Source organism: Pseudomonas triticifolii (genome assembly GCF_014358015.1).
Lineage (GTDB): Bacteria > Pseudomonadota > Gammaproteobacteria > Pseudomonadales > Pseudomonadaceae > Aquipseudomonas > Aquipseudomonas triticifolii.
In genome coordinates, this window is the sequence record NZ_JACONV010000009.1 from 117389 (window position 1) to 137549 (window position 20161).

Annotated in this window: 12 protein-coding genes and 1 pseudogene; 8 read left to right on the forward strand and 5 right to left on the reverse strand. The window is 58.5% G+C overall.

Annotated elements, in window-relative coordinates; all coding sequences use genetic code 11:
- Positions 1-385: 385 nt before the first annotated feature.
- The 5 genes and pseudogenes from H8S56_RS14335 to H8S56_RS14350 all read left to right on the forward strand — a co-directional run bounded on the left by H8S56_RS14335 (position 386) and on the right by H8S56_RS14350 (position 5147).
- Positions 386-1150, forward strand: a complete 765-nt coding sequence (locus H8S56_RS14335; RefSeq protein WP_187519009.1) for a LuxR family transcriptional regulator — start codon at positions 386-388, stop codon at positions 1148-1150.
- A gap of 95 nt (positions 1151-1245) precedes the next feature.
- Positions 1246-2160 carry a proline iminopeptidase-family hydrolase gene (locus H8S56_RS14340; RefSeq protein WP_187519010.1) on the forward strand — a complete coding sequence of 305 codons (915 nt, stop codon included), beginning with the start codon at positions 1246-1248 and terminating at the stop codon, positions 2158-2160.
- A 410-nt stretch (positions 2161-2570) separates the two neighbouring features.
- Positions 2571-3341, forward strand: a pseudogene (locus H8S56_RS24905) (MCP four helix bundle domain-containing protein); the annotation flags it as partial.
- A 66-nt stretch (positions 3342-3407) separates the two neighbouring features.
- Positions 3408-4196 carry a methyl-accepting chemotaxis protein gene (locus H8S56_RS24910; RefSeq protein ID WP_408003817.1) on the forward strand — a complete coding sequence of 263 codons (789 nt, stop codon included), beginning with the start codon at positions 3408-3410 and terminating at the stop codon, positions 4194-4196.
- A gap of 423 nt (positions 4197-4619) precedes the next feature.
- Positions 4620-5147 carry a GAF domain-containing protein gene (locus H8S56_RS14350; protein WP_024696032.1) on the forward strand — a complete coding sequence of 176 codons (528 nt, stop codon included), beginning with the start codon at positions 4620-4622 and terminating at the stop codon, positions 5145-5147.
- Here the strand turns inward: H8S56_RS14350 and H8S56_RS14355 are convergent.
- The 4 genes from H8S56_RS14355 to H8S56_RS14370 all read right to left on the reverse strand — a co-directional run bounded on the left by H8S56_RS14355 (position 5137) and on the right by H8S56_RS14370 (position 15872).
- On the reverse strand, positions 5137-5592 hold the full coding sequence (locus H8S56_RS14355; RefSeq protein ID WP_187519012.1) for a GNAT family N-acetyltransferase: 456 nt from the start codon (positions 5590-5592) through the stop codon (positions 5137-5139). The genes H8S56_RS14350 and H8S56_RS14355 overlap by 11 nt on opposite strands.
- Positions 5593-5738: 146 nt before the next feature.
- Positions 5739-6074, reverse strand: a complete 336-nt coding sequence (locus tag H8S56_RS14360; protein ID WP_024686356.1) for a hypothetical protein — start codon at positions 6072-6074, stop codon at positions 5739-5741.
- A 554-nt stretch (positions 6075-6628) separates the two neighbouring features.
- Positions 6629-6952: a DUF6572 domain-containing protein gene (locus tag H8S56_RS14365; RefSeq protein WP_187519013.1), complete on the reverse strand. Its 324-nt coding sequence runs from the start codon at positions 6950-6952 to the stop codon at positions 6629-6631.
- A 10-nt stretch (positions 6953-6962) separates the two neighbouring features.
- Positions 6963-15872 carry a two-partner secretion domain-containing protein gene (locus H8S56_RS14370; protein WP_187519014.1) on the reverse strand — a complete coding sequence of 2970 codons (8910 nt, stop codon included), beginning with the start codon at positions 15870-15872 and terminating at the stop codon, positions 6963-6965.
- Positions 15873-16589: 717 nt separating this feature from the next.
- Here H8S56_RS14370 and H8S56_RS14375 point away from each other — a divergent pair.
- The 3 genes from H8S56_RS14375 (at position 16590) to H8S56_RS14385 (ending at position 19718) form a co-directional block, all read left to right on the forward strand.
- The gene (locus H8S56_RS14375; protein ID WP_187519015.1) at positions 16590-18425 is read left to right on the forward strand and encodes a sensor domain-containing phosphodiesterase; all 1836 of its coding nucleotides are present in this window, start codon (positions 16590-16592) and stop codon (positions 18423-18425) included.
- Between the two features lie 91 nt (positions 18426-18516).
- On the forward strand, positions 18517-19302 hold the full coding sequence (locus H8S56_RS14380; RefSeq protein ID WP_187519016.1) for a sulfite exporter TauE/SafE family protein: 786 nt from the start codon (positions 18517-18519) through the stop codon (positions 19300-19302).
- 215 nt (positions 19303-19517) lie between these two features.
- A complete protein-coding gene (locus H8S56_RS14385; RefSeq protein WP_024687656.1) occupies positions 19518-19718 on the forward strand; it encodes a hypothetical protein in 201 nt (66 codons plus the stop codon).
- Positions 19719-19955: 237 nt separating this feature from the next.
- On the opposite strand, the gene H8S56_RS14390 is transcribed toward H8S56_RS14385, so the two are convergent.
- Positions 19956-20159: a hypothetical protein gene (locus H8S56_RS14390; RefSeq protein WP_024687657.1), complete on the reverse strand. Its 204-nt coding sequence runs from the start codon at positions 20157-20159 to the stop codon at positions 19956-19958.
- Positions 20160-20161 lie beyond the last annotated feature (2 nt).

The following is a 20161-nucleotide window of genomic DNA, read 5'->3' on the forward strand; positions in this document are numbered from 1 at the left end:
CGTCGGAAAACACCCGTCGCGTGATCCTGCTTCGCAGCAGATAACCGCCTTCGATCAGACAAAACGTAACCTGCTGGAGAAACACCGTTTTTCTGTGGGAGCGGACTTGTCCGCGAAAAGGTCGGTCCCCCCGATACATAGGCAGTGACCGAAATACCGCATTCGCGGACAAGTCCGCTCCCACCAGGTTTGCCGCAAGACAGCGCTGCGGTATTTCCGAAAAGATAATGACTCACCCTATCGCGCCGCCCATCGGGTGACAGCTAGCAATTCTTATAGGTTTTTAACGCACAGCTCGTCCGGATTAAGGCGCGTGGCACTGTCCTTGCTTTGTGGATTGCTATAGTTGTCATTCGATGGGTCGAATGACAAAGGAAGTCATGCCATGCACGTGAGATTGTCAGATTTCAATACACGTCTACAGTCGGCGGCCACGCTGGACCAGCAGATGGACTGCGCATGGACGCTCGCCTCGGGGCTCGGCTTCGATGCGGTGGTTTACGATTACAGCCCGGTGCCCGTGTCCCATGATGGTGCGCTGATCACCCCTTCATTGCTCACACTGCGCAACGCCCCCGAAGACTGGCACACGCTCTGGTGCCGAAAGGGTTATTACCAGATCGACCCGGTTCAGCAACTGGCGGTGAACAGCGTCTCGCCTTTTGTGTGGTCGTATCTGCCCAAGGCTGAAACGGTGTTGCAGACCGTCATCAAGGACCTGCACACACCTGTGGTCCGCTACCTGAATGAATTCCATATGACCTGCGGCGTCACGGTGCCCATTCACATGCCCAAGGGCGGTTTCGCCACGCTGACGGGCATCTGTTCCGACAGCAGTGACGTTGCGCTGGAAGATGCACGGCAAAACCTGGCCGAATTCGGCCTGCTGGCCCATGCCTTTCAGGAAGTGGCCTACCCGCTGTTCGACGAAGCCATGCACTCATGCACCACCATGAAGCTTACCCGCCGCGAACGCGAATGCCTGAGCTGGTCCGCTGAAGGCCTGACGGCCAGGGAAATTGCCCAGCACCTCAACCGCTCCGTCGCCACTGTGACGCTGCACCTCAACTCTGCCATGCAGAAGCTCGGTGCGAAGAACCGTGTCCAGGCCGTGGTGCGAGCCGTGCATTATCGATTACTCGACAGCTGACCTGTCTGATCGGCAAAAACCTATCATTTCTTCCAGTTATCCCAGATGAAAAGCAGCGCTAAGGTGTCCTGATCCATAAACGGGAGACCGACAGCATGTCAGAGAGCACGATCCAGGAAGGTTACGCACCCTTTGGCGATTACCGCACCTGGTATCGCGTTACAGGCAATCCACACGGCCCGCGAACGCCGCTGGTCATCCTGCACGGCGGTCCGGGCTGCACCCATGATTACGTGGATGCCTTCAAGGACATTGCCACCACTGGGCGTGCGGTCATCCATTACGACCAACTGGGCAACGGTCGCTCGACCCACCTGCCGGACAAGAAGGCCGACTTCTGGACGATTGACCTGTTTCTGGCTGAGCTGAACAACCTGCTGATGCACCTGGATATCGCCAACAACTACGCCCTGCTCGGACAATCATGGGGCGGCATGCTCGCTTCAGAGCACGCCGTGCTTAGGCCGTCAGGGCTCAAGGCGTTGATCATCGCCAACTCGCCAGCCGACATGCACACGTGGGTCAGCGAGGCCAATCGCCTGCGCAGCGAGCTGCCCGAAGCGGTGCAGAAGACCCTGCACGACCACGAGCAGGCAGGCACCTTGCAGGACAAGGAATATAAGGAAGCGTCCCGCCTTTTCTACAATCGCCACGTCTGCCGCGTAAACCCGTGGCCTGAGGAAGTGAAACGCACCTTCGACGAGATCGATGCCGACCCGACGGTGTACCACGCCATGAACGGCCCGACCGAGTTTCACGTGATCGGCACGATGAAAGACTGGACCATCGTGGATCGCCTGCACCTCATTCAAGTGCCAACGCTGCTGATCTCGGGACGCTATGACGAAGCCACGCCGCTGGTGGTGAAACCTTACAAGGACAACATCCGCGGTATTCAAGCGGAGGTTTTCGAGGAGTCCAGCCACATGCCCCACGTGGAAGAACGGATGGCCTGCATGGGTGTGGTCGCGAAGTTTCTGGACGAAGCGGGCGCGGTGGCAAAACCGTAACGCGTAATCAGGCACACTGGCCGGAAGGTGCCAATCAGCCTTCCGCCCGGCCGGGCTGGCTCATGTGAGGGGGCTGACGAACCAAGCCGTGTGAAAACGCAATGCTATAAAACCCGCGTATTCAGCATGTTACAAACTATTTGATCAACGCCTTCCTCAGCGCGTTAGCCACCTGTCGATAAGCACTAACTATTTAGCGCAATTAACCTAGCACTAACACTGGAAGTATCATCCTGAGTCTAGTTCTTACGACGACACGTGAATACCCTGAATAATCATTAACACACCTGACGCTACATGAAGTTTTCTTAATGAAGGTTTTATTAAAGTGCCTCCGCGCCCAGCAGAAAAACTGTTTATAGGAAGGGACACTCTTGCCCTCCGTAAACGCTTTGCCTTCGGAGGCAAACATGAACCTCAGGTCATTAAACATTTCCCGCAGAGCGTCGCTCTGCTTTGGCATCATCACTTTGCTGCTGGTGGGGCTGGGGGGCTTTTCTTACCTTCAGATGGGCCAGCTACGAGCGGCCGAACAAAATATCGCGCTGAACTCACTGCCCAGTATTCAGGTGATCGACGACATCCAGATCGCCTTGCTGCATGCGCGCCTGGAAAGCATCCGCATGCTGGCCACCGCTGCCCCGGACGCGCATCGTGCTGCCGTCGCCAAGACCAACGATGCCATCGGCGCGCTCCAGTCGAGCAGCGAGTTCTATCGAAAAAACCTCATTTCCAGTGAGCAGGACCGGCTGCAATTCAATGACGCAGGCACAAAAATGGCGCAGTACATTGATGGCTTGAAGCAGGTCATTGCGCTGGATTCCACGGATCATGACAAAGCGCTCACGCTCGCCAATAACGAACAAGCGCAGCGGGCAGGCGCGTACCAGGAAAAACTCACCGTCGTGCGCGATCAAAATGCACTGGAAGCCAAACGCTCCGGTGAGGACGCGACGGCGGTCTATGACCACAGCGTCAAAGTGCTGTTGAGCGTGGTGATCATTGCCTCGATTCTGACCGTTTTTCTGGCCATAGCGCTGACGCGCAGCATTGTCGAACCCATGACCTCGTCCTTGAAACTGGCCGAAGACATCGCGGCAGGCGACCTGACTGGCCAACTTGACGTGACCGGCAAGGACGAAGCCTCACGCTTGATGAGCGCACTGAACCTGATGTCTAACAACCTGCGCGACACCGTTCAGCAAATCTCGGGCGCTTCGACACAGTTAAGTACCGCCGCTGTTGAAATGACCTCCATCACCGAAAGCGCGGACCGTACCCTGCAACAGCAGAACAGTGAGATCGAACAAGCGGCGACTGCCGTGAACGAAATGAGTGCGGCCGTCGAAGAAGTGGCGCGTAACGCCACGTCAACCTCCGAGGCCGCCAAGCACTCTCGCACAGCGGCCGACCTTGGCAACCAGCGAGTCGCAGAAACCCTGACGGCCATGCAGGGCCTGACCACCCTGGTCGAAGGCTCTTCGGCGCAGGTCACGGCACTGGCCAATCAAGCACAGGACATCAGCAAAGTGCTCAGCGTGATCCGCGCCATTGCCGAACAGACCAACCTGCTGGCACTGAACGCCGCCATCGAAGCCGCACGTGCAGGCGAGCAGGGCCGTGGGTTTGCCGTGGTAGCCGACGAGGTTCGCGCGCTGGCCCACCGCACGCAGACCTCCACTCAGGAAATCGAACAGATGATTTCCGCCATTCAGGCAGGCTCATCCGCCACCGTCGAATCCATGCAGAAGAGCACACAGGAAGTCCATAGCACGCGCCAGATCGCCGAAGATGCCGGGCAATCATTGCGCCAGATAACTGCTTCAGTGCTGGAAATCAATGATCGCAACCTGCAGATCGCCACGGCCTCGGAGCAGCAGGCGCACGTCGCACGCGACGTCGACCGCAGCCTGGTCAGCATTCGGGACCTGGCCACCCAGAGCAGCGAAGGTACTCGTCAGACGTTGATTGCGAGCAACGAACTGTCCAGGCTCGCCGTGAACATGAATGACCTGGTGTTGCGCTTCAAGACCTGATATCGCTCGTACTGTTATGCCGCATACGACGCACTCTGCCTTAACCTGCACAACCACCGACTGTTGCCGGTCCGGGAGGCCTGAACGGATAGGACCGGGTTGAGCGTCAGGTCCGCAGGTTTTCCATCCTGGGCACTGGCGTCGTAGCCAGCCAACGCACGCCCGACGCCTGCACCCGTCTGTTCGCAAAGACACGCGTCTTGAGCGGCACGCAGCAGGCTGAGAGGCAGGCTTATATCGTTAGTACACTACGGCGCAACTACGTTATTGGGGTCAGTACAGCGTCACTTTGTCACATTCACGGAAATTTTCATGTAACCCTCGATCAGGTATGTCAGGATCGCAACCGGCATACACCGCTGGTATTCTCCAGTGCCAGATGTTATCTGCCGGTACTTCAACGATCAGGCCAGGGCCTCGCAATTGAACACTACATTGACTTCGTCAGAACTGTCCGTCATCAGTGAAATCGAGACCACCTCAAGCTTGTTGAGACTGGTGACACGACTGACCGGGCTGCGATTTGCCGCGATTGCCAAAGTCACCGACACCAACTGGACAGCGTGCGCGGTTCACGACGAGATCAATTTCGGCGTCGAAGCCGGCCATGAACTGAAACTGGAAACGACGTTCTGCAACGAACTGCGCTTGAATCATCGCCCTATCGTGATCAACGAAGTCGCCACCGACCCTGTCTACGCCAACCACGTCATCCCCGGGATGTTTGGCTTCCAGAGCTATTTCTCGCTGCCCATCATTTTCCCGACCGGGGATTTCTTCGGCACGCTGTGTGGCCTGGATCCGCTGCCGAAAAAACTCGACGATCAGCAACTCCTTGAAACCCTCAAAGTGTTCTGCACCCTGATCGCCAACTCGCTGTACGCGCACCAACAACTGACCCAGTTGCAGTCTGAATTGAGCGTCCTGCGTCCTGAGCAGACTACGGCTTGAGCACCCGCTCCATGATCAGCGTTCGCTCTTCTCCTTCAAGCTGCTCACGCACCATCGTGAACCCCAGCGCAGCATAAAAGCCCTGTGCCGTCAGCGAAGACGGCACGACCAGCACACTCACACCCGCCTCGACAGCCGCTCGCTCGACCTCATCCATCAAGCGACGTCCGACCCCTTGCCTGTGCCAGGCAGGATCGACAAACACCGAACGCACCGCCCGCCCATCCAGACTCGCCGTGCCGACCATCACACCCCCGCACACCGCTACAAAAACCCGACGCCGCATGATCAACGCCCGCACCGCTGCGGGGCTGAAGCTGTGCTGCACGCGCTCGATCACACTGGGCGGATAGTCCTGAGCATTACTGGCATGCAACGCAGACACAATCACACCACTGATGGCCTCGGCATCTGCCTGCACGGCTGGACGAATCTGACAGTTCATCTCATTCCCCGAAAACACTTACATCGTTGAAGCCCATCCAAGGGATCGCGCAACACCACGCACATCGCTAAGAGCCAGCCTTTCCCCAAAGACCAAAAAGCCCGGCACAAACCGGGCTCTTCAGACACTACACAACCGCGTGAAGCTTACTGCGCAGTCTTCAGCTTGACCACATCACCGGAAATCGTGGTGGTGTAGCCACTCAGAACCCAGGCCCAGAACCATTTTTCCTGTACTTGAGTATTGATCAGAGCATCACCGCCCTTGGACTTGATTGCCGCATCCTGAGCGCGAACAAAGCGGCTGTTCTGACGGATAGGGATCACGCCAAACAGCATCAGACCCGTAGCGCTGGCCTCGCCATGACCCAAAACGGTGTACTGGTTGCTGTCGTAATGCGGCGACTTGATCGGCGCGCCGGTGCAGCCGGCCAGAACAAGACCAAACGCTGCAGAAGCGACGACTTTGCTGATGTACTTCACTGAAAAACTCCATGGAAACATGCCCGGGATCCAATTCTCGGGGGGGGCGATACCTTACCTGTTGGTGGAGGAGATTGGAATGAATGAGGGGGTTGCGACTGAGCGGGCAGTTGCAAAGAAGTGTTGGCGCGTGCGAAGTGATAGTGGCGCATGGCCGGTATCTGATCCACTCAAATGAGTGCATTGATTAAAAGCCGTACGATGCAGCAACTTCATCAGAAAGAGTGCCACTACCAAGGCTAGGTAGCCCACTTCACCCTCTGCTTGCGACGTAGGCATGGCCTGCCACGCCGTCAGTTGCTTTTGCACATCTACTCACCTTACTTCTTTACGCAGATCACTGATAACCAGGCTCCACTAACTGACCGCTGCACCCCGAATCAATTGCTATTGCCCCATCGGTTTTCACAGAAATTCGATTCTGACTAGTCTGGAATCCCGAACCACCTGCCTCAACCCTGAAATAGGTCTCTGTTTGTTTTGGTGGTACCCCGCCCTCTTCTCAAACAAGTGGCGAGGCTGGTTCAGTTGATGCAGTTTTACCTTTCGCACCGTTAACTCATACTAGAAGTTTCAAAAGTAAATTTCACTCCTGACTGCTCCACAATAGAACCGACCTTACTTAAAAAGGTACTTGATTTTATATCTGGGGGATACTTACAGACTACGTTTATAGAGACCTGACGTCCTTTCGAATCTGGATAGACATCCAACAACTCTCCACCCTCTATAAAATCAATGTACAAATTAAGCTTTTTCTGAAGCAGCAATAAGTGTTCATCACCCCACTCCAGATGATCACTAACAGTTAAAACAAGCTCCCCACTCTCCTTATCAACACCAATAGCATCAATAACACCAGTTTGTTCGACTGTCATAAAACCTCCTTTAGGGCCTAACCACATCCACCGTCGTCGGCGGAATCTGGGTGCCTCCGGGGAACCCAGGTTTCCCTTTACCCACAACAACTGCTCCTGATTCTTTAATTTCAGGAAAGGCTATTTTTTGATTTGTGGTTAGAGGGGCTGTCGCTGACGCCTTACATTCTGTACAAACAATATTCCCCTCCGCATCTTTACCCACTAAATCGATTCTAGTTCTGGTACCACTTTGGGTTTTAACGGTCACCTGCTGGACAACACCAGTTTGAGTCTCTTGGAGCTTATCCATCGTTTGTACTTCAAAGGCCTCGCCAGCAGCTTTGTTTTTAGCTAATTGACTGACTGTATCACTTGTGGCGGTTGCACCCGATGGGGCACCTGCTTCTTTTGCACCAAAATATCCATCAGGCAGATCACACGGCCCCGTATTGTGCACCCACGTCTTCAGCTCGCCAACATAGAACGTGTGCCCTACATCCACCGTCAGGTTGTATGTCTTACCCTCTGGCAGGTACAGCTCCAGCGATTCCACCTCGGACGAGGTGTTATCGGAGTCTCCGTCAGCCAGCGATTGCAGCAGATCCCCAGGTTTCAGGTCGATGACCGGGATGAAGTCGTGCTTGGCTGGTACGTAGAACGGGTGGCTTGGTGTGACCAGCAAGGTCTCGCCTGCGGCTGTACCGTCGGCACGGACGCTTTTCAGTTTGAGGCGATAGATAGGCTGGTCGGAGCGCTGGTGGGTGGCGAGGATCTTTGCCGCGAACGGTTTACCGCCTTTCTCGGGCTTGCTCCATACAACGTCGCCAACCTTGAGCGATTCAATGGTGCGGTCGCCGTTCGGGGTCGAGACCTTGGTGCCCGCAGCGAAGCAGCAAGGGCCTTTCTCGCCGAGAAGACGCCCGGTGTTAACCTCGTCAGCCGCCCTGCCCACTGTCCCCAGATTACCCAGCGAAGCCACGCGCTCTACCGGGACGATGTTCAGACCGAACTCTAAGTTGCCTTGGTTACGGATTGCGGCAGCAGCTTCGTTATCGCCCTGCATCTGGTGAACGGTTGCCAGGCCTTCTTTGCTCTGATCTGCCCCCAGACTGTTCCATGCAGAGGCCAGAGGGTCGTTGGTCAATGACATCACGCCATTGACCAGTTGCTCACTGCTCTGGACTGGGTGGCTCAGCAGACTCCATGCGGCACTCGCGGTATCGGATACGACGTTACCAGCGCCCTGAGCAGTGCCGACCAGTCCGCCACCGATCATTTTGCTCGGGTCGTAGGAGACGGCAATATTTCTGTCGTAGAACCGGTAGTAGTCGTAGGTCAGGTCACCGGTGTAGACACCCTGAAAGTTGATGGAATTGATAGAGGTATCGGCGTAATCCGCTGGATTGGCGTCGGCAAAATGGGTGAGCAATGTGGAGGTTTCAGCCGGGGTGTACACCCTCTCTGACTGTGTGGTCGGCACGTCGGATGAATTACGGGCAGCGTACTGCCCGCCCATAGGCGCTAACGCGGAGCCGAGGTATTCGAGGGTGGTTTCGTCCGGGGCGCTGCCGTTTTCGTTGATCACCTCATACCATTTTTTGTCGGTGTAGTAGACCGCAGCCTGAGCAAGCTTCTGCTCGGCCTGTGCTGGAGAAATATTCGTATCAGCAGCAAACTGCGGCGCTTTTTCTTTAATGAGCTCGACCGCTCGGGGGTGCAGTTGCTCGTTATAACGTTCAACATTCCCTGCCACCCACGAAGCCACCTCCGGGTCGCCGTTCACCAGTGAAGCACCGGCAATACCGACCAATTGCGACGTGCCGACCCGGAATTGATTGTCGGTGACAAAACGCTCATCCAGGTACTTGCCGAGAGTTTCCGAGGCGAAGTTCGTCAGACCTTCGGCGGCAGCTCCGGCAACTGCGCCGCTTTTAAAATCGCTGCCTTTGGCGACCGATACCGCACCACCCCACAAGGAATGCATCAGCACCTTTTCGGCATCACCCGGTTCCAGGTGCCACTCCTTTGCGAAGTCGCCGATGACATTGTTGCCAGCAGCGGCCATCAGGTCGAACCCTTCGCTGACCAGGGCCGAGCCGAAGTTGTCTTTCAGGCTTCCGCCGTTGACGGCAGTTGAAACGGTGCTCTCGATGGCCGCGTGTGTTGTCCCGCGCAAGAACGCATCTTCTGCTTTTTGCCAGCTCAACCATTCTTTGGTGTAGCCAGGGTTCTGCACTGGCCCTGCCGTTGTGACCTGCGCGCTATTGGTGTTGCTTGGGTTCGCCCCCTGGAACCAGGTGCTGTCGGCGTAATTCAAAGCTCCCGCCGTCAGAGCACTGATCGTCGCGCTTTTCAGGCTGTCACTGCCAAAAGTGTCATTGAGCGCTGTCCCGATGTTGCCTTTGTTGTTGATGAAGCTCACCGCGCCGGTGCTGGCCATAGAGGTCAGCGCAGCCGTGGCCATCATGTTGCCCAGACCTGCGGCGGTGGCCGAGGTTGTAGCTGTCGCCGCTGTTGCAGCGGCCATCGTGCTGCCAGCCCCCATTGCACTTCCCGCCGAGGCAGCCAACGTGCTCGCTCCACCCGCCGTCACGATGGTGACGATGATGATCACCGCCAGCGTCGCCCCCTGCCCCATGCCCGAGTGGCTGTACTTGAACGAGTCGTGAAGCTCTTTCACCTGCCGCCAATCCACATCCCCGCGCTTCTCGGCCTCCTTGATCCATGCCAGTTGCGGGTCGGCCTTGACCATTGCGTCGATGGTCTGGCTCACGGTTTGTTGATCGACCTGTTTGACGTCGATTTTCAGACCGTCAACAGCCTTGATCACGGTCTGGCCCTGAGCGACCAGTTCGCTCTGGCGCAGGGTCTCGTCGGTGTTGCCTTTACCCTTCATCGAGAACCACGCCATGTCGCTCTTGCTCTTGGTGTGACTCTCGTCGTGGTAGTCCTTCACTTCCTCGAAGGTGATCGCTCCGCCGCTTTGCAGGGTCAGGTCCTTGCCGCTGTTGAGTTTGGCGACCTGGTACAACTGGTCACGTTCGCTGGCCAGCGTGAGGTTGCCGCCGGTCGTGATCCGGGTGCCGACGTTGGTGTTTTGCGTGACTTCGTCGCGCTGGGCTTTCTTGGCACCCCAGTTGCCCTTTTCCTTCATGTCATAAAGGGTGTGGGTGCTGTCTTGCGCGGCGAGCAGGCTGAGGTTGTTGCCGCTGTACAGGTAGGCGTCGTTGCCAGCGGTAATCTTGCTGGCAACAAGGGTGGTGTCGCGACCGGCCTGGGACACGAAGTTGTTACCCGCGCTCAGTTCGCTGGCGAGCTGAGTAGTACGGTCGTTTTCTTCGGTGATGCGTTTCTTGCCGTCCTTGGTCTTGATGGCAACGTTGTGCTCGTCACCGGCTGAGCTGACGATGAAGTCCTGCCCGGCCTTGATGCGCAGGTCGTTACCGGCCCTGACCTGGCTGGCCAGCACCTTCACATCCCGCCCCGCCGCCACCGTCACATTACCGCCCGCCGTCACGTTCGAGGCGAGGTTCTTGACGTCGGTGGTGATGCTGGATTTATGGCCGCCATCGCTGAGTTGGTGTTTCTCGCTGCGGTCGACTTTGGCGAGCAGGTTGATGTCGTTGCCGGCCTTGAGGGTGGCGTCGCCGCCTGCGTGCAGGGTGCCGAAATTGGTGATGTCGCGCCCGGCGTTGACCACCAGGTTTTCACGGGCGGTGATGGTGCTGCCGGTGTCGGTGATGGTGCGCGTGCCTGCGCCGTCGCGCACCTGAATCGCGGTGCGGTCGTTGAGGATGTCGCCTTTGACGGCCTGCACACTGACTTGCCCGCCGCGGATTTCTCCGGCCATGGCGTTGCGGATGCTGTCCTGCGCAAGCATCTGCAGGTTGTTGCCGGCATCGACCAGACCGCCCTGATAGATGCTGCCTTCACTGCGCACATTAAGGTTATTGCTGGCGCGCAGGGTGCCGACGTTGACCAGGTCGCCACCGGCGATCAGGTTCAGGTCACGGCCTTGAATCAGGCTGTTGCCGCGCACATTTCGCGAGTCGGCCTGGGCCAGGTAGAGCACGGGCACGAGCACTTTCTGGCCGTCGATGACGCGGTTTTCCATCCACACGATGTCGTGGGTCAGGGCGCTGACTTGCTCGCCAGACAACGAAACGCCGAGGCTCAGATGGAGCGCGTCCTTGCTGGCCAGGGCGTTGTCCATCAGGTAGCGGTATTGGTCGTAATCGCTGGTAAGGCCGTCGGCGAGGAAGCGGCGGCCGGTTTGCGCCAGCACGGAGTCGCGGATAAGACGCTGTTCGTAGAGCCCGTCCCCCAGGCGACGCCAGTTGCTGTCAGCACTGATGCCGAGCTTGTCGAGGACGTAATCCGAGCCCAGGAACTGCGACAGGTCGGTCAGGTTCGGATTGGTCTCGATCAGGTAACGGCTGGACGGATCAGGGTTGCGGATGAACAGACCGTAATCGCCCTTGGGCAGTTGAAAGGTCGCGCCAGCCGTGGGGTCGATGGTCGCGAACGGAAAGCCGCTGTAGTCCACCGGTGTGAAAACGGTCTGCACACTGCCGTCGGCGGCCACGCGCTGAACCGGCTGCACAGCGGCGAGGCTGGCGGCGGTCGCATCGGTGGCCTGTTTGTTGATCGTGATATCGATGCCGCCAAGCTTCGCCCCAGTCTGATCTTCACCCAGCGTGCCGGTCAGTATTTCGGGCGTGTTGTTGGCACGCAGCGAGCCGTTCTGCACGGTTCGTGCGACGTTGAGGTTCACGGTGCCGCCCGCCTGTAGCGTGGCGGCGTATTTGGGTTGCGGGTTGTCCGTCCAGGTCGTGCTGTTGCTCAGCTCGGCGAAACGGCTGTCGGCAGAGCGGGCCTTGAGCAGTTCGAATCGGGCCAGGTCGAAGTTGCCTGCGGCGACGGCGGCGTTGAAGGCCGGTACGTCGACGAACTCCATCTGATCCCAGTAACCGGTGTCGATACGCCCCGGTGTGCCGATCTGGATGTTGTTTTGTCCGGTGCGCTCGGAAGCGCCCTGATTGAGCAAGTCGTTGGCGGTGATGCTCAGGTTCTGGTTCGCGGCCATCAGGCTGTAGCGGTTCTGTACGTTACCCGCCTGAATGGTCAGGTCCTTGCCTGCCACCAGTCGCGCGGGTGCCGAGTCCTTGCTCGCGGTTTCCAGAAGGGTCTGGTCGATGTTGATGAGGCCGCGCTTGAACGAGTCGTGGCCGCCGCAATGCTGGCCGCACTGCCAGTCCAGGCGGCCGGAGATCACCTTCTGGCCCAGTTCGAATTCAGCCTTGGCGTTTTCCACTGCGCTGGCGCTGAGCAGGATGTTGCCTTCGCTCTCCACCGTGCCGGACAGGTTACTGAACCGTTGCGCCGGGCTGCCATCGACGTTGGCGACGCTCAGGTCGCCACGGCTGTAGACATCACCGTAGAGGTTGCTGAAGTAGCCGCTGCGCAAGGCCATCGTGCCGCCGCTGAACAACAACGAGTCCGCACCGTTGGTGATGCCGTTGCCAGCGTTGAGGTTGACGTTGCCCTGTGCGCCCAGCGTGCCACGGTTGTCGATCTGCGCGGCGTTGATCTGCAGGGTTTGACGCGCCGTCAGGTAACCCAGGTTGTAAAGCGCGCCGCTCAGGTTCAGGCGTACGTCGGTCCCGGCACCGATCCGGCCGCCGTTCTGGCTGACGTTGTTGGCGTTGAGGGTCAGCAGTTTCTGTGCGGACAAGCGTCCGCTGTTGGTCATGTCGCCGGTCAGGTTCAGCGTCAGGTCGCCGTCGCTGAGCAGTTCACCACCGTTGTCGAGGTTTTTCAGGTTAAGCGTCAGGCCTGTGCCACTGGCCAGCCGATCTCCGGCCAGCAGCGACAGCGAGTCGCTGGTGTAAGTCAGCGCGCGGTTGAGCTGCACGCGGCCCAGACCGTTGACAGTGCCGAAGTGCCAGTCGCCATCACCCAGAGTGGTGATGCTGCCGGCTGCGCCCGTCACGCGATCAAAGTCCAGGGTCATGACGCCGCTGTTGGCGTGCTCGATGGTGCCGGATCGGTTGTCCAGCGCTTTGGATTTCAGGGTGAACGCCTGAGTGCCGATCTCGATGCTGCCGTTGCTGTTGTTGACGCTGTTGGCAAAGTCGAACGTGCTGTCGTTGGCCGCAGCCGCCGCAGCGGGACTCGATGCCGAAGCGCTGTCGGCGGTGGCCGTGTTCAACGCCCGGAGTTGCCCCGACGCGCTGTTGTCCAGCGTATCGCCCTTGAGGGCCAGCGAGGTGTTGGACTCGACCAGGCCACCACGGTTAATCAGATTGCTGGCCGTGATGTCGACCGTGTTGCCGCTGATCTGGCCGCCGCCGGTGTTCGACAGCGTGGTGCCGTTGAACAGCAGTGCAGTCTTGGCAAAGAGCTTGCCCGCGTTGCTGGTCAGCGAATCCACCGTCAGCTTCAGGTCATCCTTGAGACTGGCAACCATGCCCGCCTGCGTGCCATCGCTGCTGGTGTTCAGCGAGCCTGCCGTGACGTCAACGCTGTCGCCCTGAATCGTACCGCCTACGTTACTGATACTGCCTTTGCCCAGTTCCAGACGGGTCAGGCCACCGGTGGTCAGCAGCGTGCCGCCGTTGTTGTCCAGCGCGCTGCCGGTAAACGTCAGCCCGCCGGAGCCTGCAATCAACTGGCCTTTCTGGCCGTTGCGCAAGATGGTCGATTGAAGGCTCAGGCGATTGCCGCGCACCGTGCCGCCCTGGTTGTTGACCTGGGATGCGCCGCTGACGGTGACCAGACTGCCGCCTGCATCGATGAGACCGGTCAGGTTGCTCAGCACGTTGCTGACTTTCAGGGTGACGTCGCCGCCGTTACCCACCAGCGCGCCTTTTTCATCGTTGATCAGACGCGGCGTTTCGACCGTGATGGTCTGGCCCAATACCGTGCCCGCGCTGTTATCCAGCCAGGCACCGGTCAGCAGCAGGCTGCCATCGCTCTGAATCTGGCCTTTGCGGTTGAGCAGTTGTGCCTGCGTGGCCGCTTGGTCGAAGGTCAGGCTCAGGCCCCGCGCACCTGCGGCAATCAGCCCTTGGTCGCCGTTGTTCAACCCTGCGGCGCTGAGGTCGATGCGGTCGCCGACCACCTTCCCGCCCCGGTTATCAATCTGCCCGCCAGCGGTTGCCACGTTGACGCCCGCACCGAGCACGCTGCCCTTGCGGTTATCGAGGCTTCGGGCGTTGAGGTCCAGATCGCCCTTGACCGCCAACAGGCGGCCGCTCTGATTGATCACGTCACCGGCGGTGAGTGTCAGCAGGTTCTGCGCCTGTACGGTGCTGGAGCTGTTATCCAGCAAGCGACGCGCCACGACTCGCGCATCGCCGGTGCTGGCAGACAGCAGGCCGGAACGGTTGGTGAGCGTGTCGGCTTTGACGGTCAGGTCGTTGGCGGCAATCTGGCCGTCGCTGTTGTCCAGGTCATCGACGGTCAGGTCCAGGCTGCCGTTGGAGGCCTGAATCAAACCGTTTCGGTTGCTCAGGCTCTGCAGCTGCAACGTGACGGCCTGCCCCGTGCCGAAGCGGATTACACCGTCCAGATTGACGATGGCCGGTGCTGACAGCGCCAGCGATTGCTCGCCGACGATCCGTGCATTCAGGCCTTGGTTGGTGATACGGGCGCTGCCGAGTGTCACGTTCGCACCCTGCACAACGCCCTGGTTGGTCAGGGTGCGGTCTGCCGTCACATTCAGGGAGCGGCTGGCTTCGATGTTGCCCGTGTTGCTGAGTACCGGGCTGGTGATGTTCACATCGCCCCGGTCGTTGAGGCTGTTATCGCTTTCGATGCCCGAGGCGATGACCCCGTTATTGGTGACCTTGCCTGCGCTGATGTCGACGCGTTCGCGCACGGCCAGACTCTTCTGGTTGACAAGTTCGCCCGGCGTACGCACGTTGGCACTGCCCGCATAAGCCCGGCCGGTCATTTCAACGCTGGGTGCCGTGACGTTCAGTGCGCCCTGGGCCGAAGCCTGCGCCATGTTCAGATGACCGTTGGCATCGATCTGGATATCGCCGCCACTGGCGGCCATGTTGCCCGCCGTGCGCACGCCGACGCCCTGCTCGGTGCCGACCAGTTTGATCGAGTTGGCGTACATGCCGCCCAACGCGGAAGAGTCGATGGCCAACTGGGGTTTATCGGCAGCGTTGCCCGCACGCGGGGTGGCCGCCAGCGAGTCGTCGTTGACGTCGTTGGCACCGGTGATGACGTTGAGTTGTCGGGCGTAGATATCGGCATTGATCTTCGCCGAGCGGGTGATGATGTCGAACTGATCAACCGTGCTGGCATCCAGCCCCTGGCCGTCGATGGTGATCGCGCCGCCATCGACTTCGAAGTGATCGAGCTTGCCGTTTGCGTCGAGGACAGGTTTGCCTGTGCTCAGTGTCACGCGGGGCGTATTGATGAAGCCGCAACCGCTGCAACTCACGCCATAGGGGTTGGCGATGATGACCCGTGCGCCTTGACCGGCAACCTCGGTATAGCCATTGAGTTTGCTGGGGTTGCCGCCGTTGACTTCGTTAAGGATGGTGCTGGCGGCGCGCCCGCCCAACTGACTGTTGCCCAGGATATTGCCGCCCAGTTGAGTGCCCTGGACAGCGTTCGTCGCATTATTGAGGATTACGCCCTCGCTGCCGACGTTGTAATCCTTGAACTGGTTATGCGAGAGACCGGCCCCGTTGGGCGCGGCGATGTTGATCACCGGCACGCCGTTGCCCGCCTGCCCTACCGACGTCGGGGTGCCACCGCTGACCGCAATGCCGTCCGCCTGTGCCCAGATCGGCTGCCAGAACATGACATTGGCCAGCAACAAGGCGAGCAAACGCTTGGTCATGCCGAGAAAGCGCGTGCGCGGAGCAACGGCAGCCGACGGCTGACGGGCCAGAAATTCCAGGTGACGAACGTCCATATTCCAGATCTCGAAGCAATGTCGAATCATTAAAAGCAGTCCGACACGGACATGCCCGCACGCCACCCTGAGGGTGGAGGTGATGCAACAGATAAAGAGTCAACGGATGCAGCGCTGGAGCATTGGGATCAGGCACAGGCTGCATAAAAAATTCAGGACATGACTCGTCCCTACCGCATGCGCCGCGCAGCTCAAAGGCTCTGCGCGGGACGTCACGGCGAACTTGGCAATACTTTGTAACAAGTGTGAAACAGACCGGAAAAAAACAAATAATTCCCGCACTGAACTATTTTCAGGAACTGCGTCACACAAAAAGATAAGGGGCGCGAGTGAGTATCGCGTGCTCAAAACGCGCCTGAACATTTAAAAGTATTGTTAATTCAATAAGATAAAAACAACGCAGGGCCAACTTCAGCCAGCGCGACTGAGCAGCTCCAGACCGCTGGCTTTTCGGTGGCCTGCTCTGGCTTGGATCAGCACAAGGGCAGTTGACTCAAAAACTCACTACTGAACGACGAATGGTGCGTTTCACTAAAAATCGCCCAATTTCGTTTAAAAACACTATTGCGACCCGGTTTTCAACGGATATCGCAACGCTCCATCGTTCTGTTTCGCCTATTAAGGGGCCTCAAACGATTAGGGATAAAGACACTGCGCTGATAAATTGAATTTGATGATGTCATATAGTCATCACTCGCCTCACTCTCCAGGACATTCATGAACGCTTGCGCCCCTATTCCGTTCAACGAATCGCAACGCCTGTTGCGCATCACGGAACTGTGCGTGCTTGAAAACACCGCTGACGAGGTCTTCGAAGAAATCGTCGCCATGGCCGCCGAGTTTTTCGAGACGCCCATCGCCCTCATTTCCATCGTCGACGAACATCGTCAATGGTTTCGCGCCCGGATCGGTCTGGCCGCCCAGGAGACACCCCGCCATGTGTCCTTCTGCGCCTATACCATTCTGAGCGATGAGCTGTTCGAAGTGACGGACGCCACGCTCGATGAGCGGTTCATGGACAACGCGCTTGTGACCGGGCACCCAAACATCCGTTATTACGCGGGCGCGCCGCTGATTACCGATGATGGCATCGCGCTGGGCAGCCTCTGCGTGATCGACACCAAACCGCGCGAGCCTATGAGTGCCAGACAATCCTCAATGCTCCAGCGCTTTGCCTCACTGGTGATGCAGCGAATCGTCAGTCTCAGGCTCAGTTGCTTCATTGACCAGCCGACCGGCCTGTACAACCGGTCGCGCTTGCAAGAAGACATCACCCAGGCGCTCAACTCCCGGCAGGATTATCGACTGGTCGCCGTGGACATGATTACGCCGGTGTTTCTGAACGACATCGTCAAAGCGTTTGGCTACAGCTTCTCTCAGGATCTGGTCATCGCGATCAAACAGCGCCTGCAACGCCTGTTGCCTGCCGATTGCTCGCTGTACAAAGTCAGCCCGACCCGCTTCGGCTTTCTGCTGTCGGGCGACACGACCAACGAACAGGTATTTCACTCGATCATCAGCGACTTCCAGATGCCAGTGGAGTGCCGTGGCATTCCGGTGCAGATGCAGGTCGGGCTGGGCGTCGTGGTGCTGGATAACAAGGTGCAGCATTTAGCCCAGACTGAGCAGGACTGGATGCGTATGGCCATCAGCGCTGCCGACAACGCGCGTGACCGCAACGTAGGCTGGGCGATGTACGAGGCGCATTCCGATGCCGCGCAGCAACGCGCCTTCAAACTGCTCAGTTCACTGACCAACGCCGTGCGTTCCAGCGATCAGCTACGACTGGTGTTTCAGCCGCGCATCGACCTGGCCTCAGGCATTTGCACATCCGTTGAAGCGCTGCTGCGCTGGAATCACCCGACACTGGGACCTATCGGCCCCGCCGAGTTCGTGCCGCTGGCCGAGAAGACGGCGCTTATGCGTCCGTTGAGCCTGTGGGTGCTCAAGACGGCGATCGAGCAAGCCGCCAGTTGGCAGCGTCAGGGCTTCGATTTCCGCATTGCGATCAACGTCACGCCCGAGGACCTTAGCGGTCCGGCATTCACCGACCGGATGATCAGCCTGTTGCGCCAGCACGCTATCGCCCCGACGCGCTTCGAACTGGAATTCACCGAAGGCGCCCTGATGCAGAACCCGGCAGAAGTGCGCAGGCAACTGGAGCGAATGCGAGAACTGGGCATGGATGTCGCTATCGATGATTTCGGCACCGGGTACAGCAACTGGAACTACCTTCGTCAGTTGCCAGCGACCACGGTCAAGCTGGATCAATCGTTGATTCGCAACCTGGCCTCGGATGAAACCGACCAGCGTCTGGTGAAGGCCCTGATTGGCCTGGCAAAAAAACTGGGTTACTGCGTGGTCGCTGAAGGCATCGAGACGCAAGAGATACAACAACTGGTCAAGCAATGGGGCTGCGATGAAGGCCAGGGTTACCTTATCGCCAAACCCATGGAAGCCGAGGCGCTGCTGGGCTGGCTCGGTCCCGATCAACGCCTGCAGAGCGCCGCCGAAGCGGCCATCGCATCGTGCGAGCGCGAGAAACGGTTATAACCTTAGATCACAACTTCATAACCGTTAATAACATAAGCCGCTATGCTGCCCGCCACTTTTTACCTGATACGTTTGCTTGACAGGGTTGGATATGGAAGCGGGTGGTTTGGGGTTTGTTGTTGCAGGTCTGGTGGTCGGGTTCATCGTGGGCATGACCGGGGTCGGGGGCGGTTCGCTGATGACCCCGATTCTGTTGTGGTTCGGTATCAACCCGGCAACCGCCGTGGGTACTGACCTGCTGTACGCGGCGATCACCAAGTCCGGTGGCGTGCTGGTTCACAGAAAGCATGACAACATCGACTGGAAGATCACCGGTCTGTTGACGCTGGGCAGTGTGCCTGCGGTGCTGATGACGCTGTGGTTTCTGAGCACCCTGCATGCCGCACCCGACGCCCTGAACGCCATCATCAAACAGGCACTGGGTTTTGTGCTGCTGTTGACTGCGCTGGCCGTGCTGTTCAAGAAACGGCTGCTGGCGTTCGCTCATGGTCGTGGCGACGGGCATTCGTTTTTTGCTGGCAGGAGCCTGACGGTACTGACGGTGATCACGGGCCTTATTCTCGGCACCATGGTCGCGCTGACGTCCATTGGCGCCGGCGCGCTCGGCACCGTGGCACTGTTCATCCTCTATCCACTCCTGCCGACCCGCCGTCTGGTGGGCACGGAAATCGCCCATGCGGTCCCGCTGACTCTGGTTGCAGGCCTCGGCCACGCCAGTATGGGCAACATGAACTGGGAGCTGTTGGGCTGGCTGCTGGTGGGCTCGCTGCCGGGCATCTATCTGGGCAGCCACATGGCTGGCCGCGTTTCCGATGACCTGTTGCGGCCTTTCCTGGCGATCATGCTGGGGATGATCGGTTTCAAGCTGGCGTTCTGAATTCGATAAACATCAAGCTGTCACACCCCTGCGTCAGGCTCTCCCCTGAAAATACAGGCCGAACGGTTTTCCAGCGGCAGGCGTCGCTGAAGCCGCACTGGTCGGGATTTGTATTTTTTTGTGGCTCAATGTGGGTTTTCGGCGCAGGATTCGGCGGTCTGATTTCGCGCCGGTGATCGGCACAGACTCATCCTTGCTGACAGGAGATGCCAACGATGCTTATCCGAATAGAAGAAGGTGTTTACGGGGCCCACTGGGTCGTGAAGCTGGACGATTACCCGGTCACGTGCCGGAACTGGCAGGAAGCCAAAGAGTTTGCAGATCGCATGAAATCCAGAATCGACGCACCTCATTCCCTGCCACCGGCGGTTATCAATGCCGCAACCGGAAGGCAATCCAGGGCCATGGCCCGCTGAGCCACTTCCGATAGCGTCGCTGCACTGTCAGCGGCGCTTTGCGTTACACCCCCGCTCCATTCCCGCCTGCAAAAAACTCGAAACCGTTCTCGTTTCCGTGACATCCATTTCACATCCTCTTCACGTCAGGCTGGGTAAATTGAACCCACTCCTTTGATGAATCCCATTTGGCCCACCCTGTTGTGGGCCATTTTTTTGCCTGCGAAAAAGTGATGCCTTCGCCCGCTCAGCCATTCATCACTCTGCGTGTTCCGGCGACAGGGTCGGCGTCTTGGACACCATCACAGCGGTGTTGCTCAGCGCCGCGGTATTCAGTTCTGCCAGACGATCATTGCCGGTTCCACTGACAACGCTGTTGCTCCAATTAGCTGTCACGGTCGCCATCCAGCCCAGCAAAAACAATGCAACAGCCTGCAACGCCCACTTGGTAATGATCGACATAC

Coding starts and splice junctions, on each gene's coding strand:
- H8S56_RS14335 (WP_187519009.1), top strand. CDS start 386: ATGCACGTGAGATTGTCAGATTTCAATACACGTCTACAGTCGGCGGCC.
- H8S56_RS14340 (WP_187519010.1), top strand. CDS start 1,246: ATGTCAGAGAGCACGATCCAGGAAGGTTACGCACCCTTTGGCGATTAC.
- H8S56_RS24910 (WP_408003817.1), top strand. CDS start 3,408: ATGACCTCCATCACCGAAAGCGCGGACCGTACCCTGCAACAGCAGAAC.
- H8S56_RS14355 (WP_187519012.1), bottom strand. CDS start 5,592: ATGAACTGTCAGATTCGTCCAGCCGTGCAGGCAGATGCCGAGGCCATC.
- H8S56_RS14365 (WP_187519013.1), bottom strand. CDS start 6,952: ATGACAGTCGAACAAACTGGTGTTATTGATGCTATTGGTGTTGATAAG.
- H8S56_RS14370 (WP_187519014.1), bottom strand. CDS start 15,872: ATGGACGTTCGTCACCTGGAATTTCTGGCCCGTCAGCCGTCGGCTGCC.
- H8S56_RS14375 (WP_187519015.1), top strand. CDS start 16,590: ATGAACGCTTGCGCCCCTATTCCGTTCAACGAATCGCAACGCCTGTTG.
- H8S56_RS14380 (WP_187519016.1), top strand. CDS start 18,517: ATGGAAGCGGGTGGTTTGGGGTTTGTTGTTGCAGGTCTGGTGGTCGGG.
- H8S56_RS14385 (WP_024687656.1), top strand. CDS start 19,518: ATGCTTATCCGAATAGAAGAAGGTGTTTACGGGGCCCACTGGGTCGTG.
- H8S56_RS14390 (WP_024687657.1), bottom strand. CDS start 20,159: ATGTCGATCATTACCAAGTGGGCGTTGCAGGCTGTTGCATTGTTTTTG.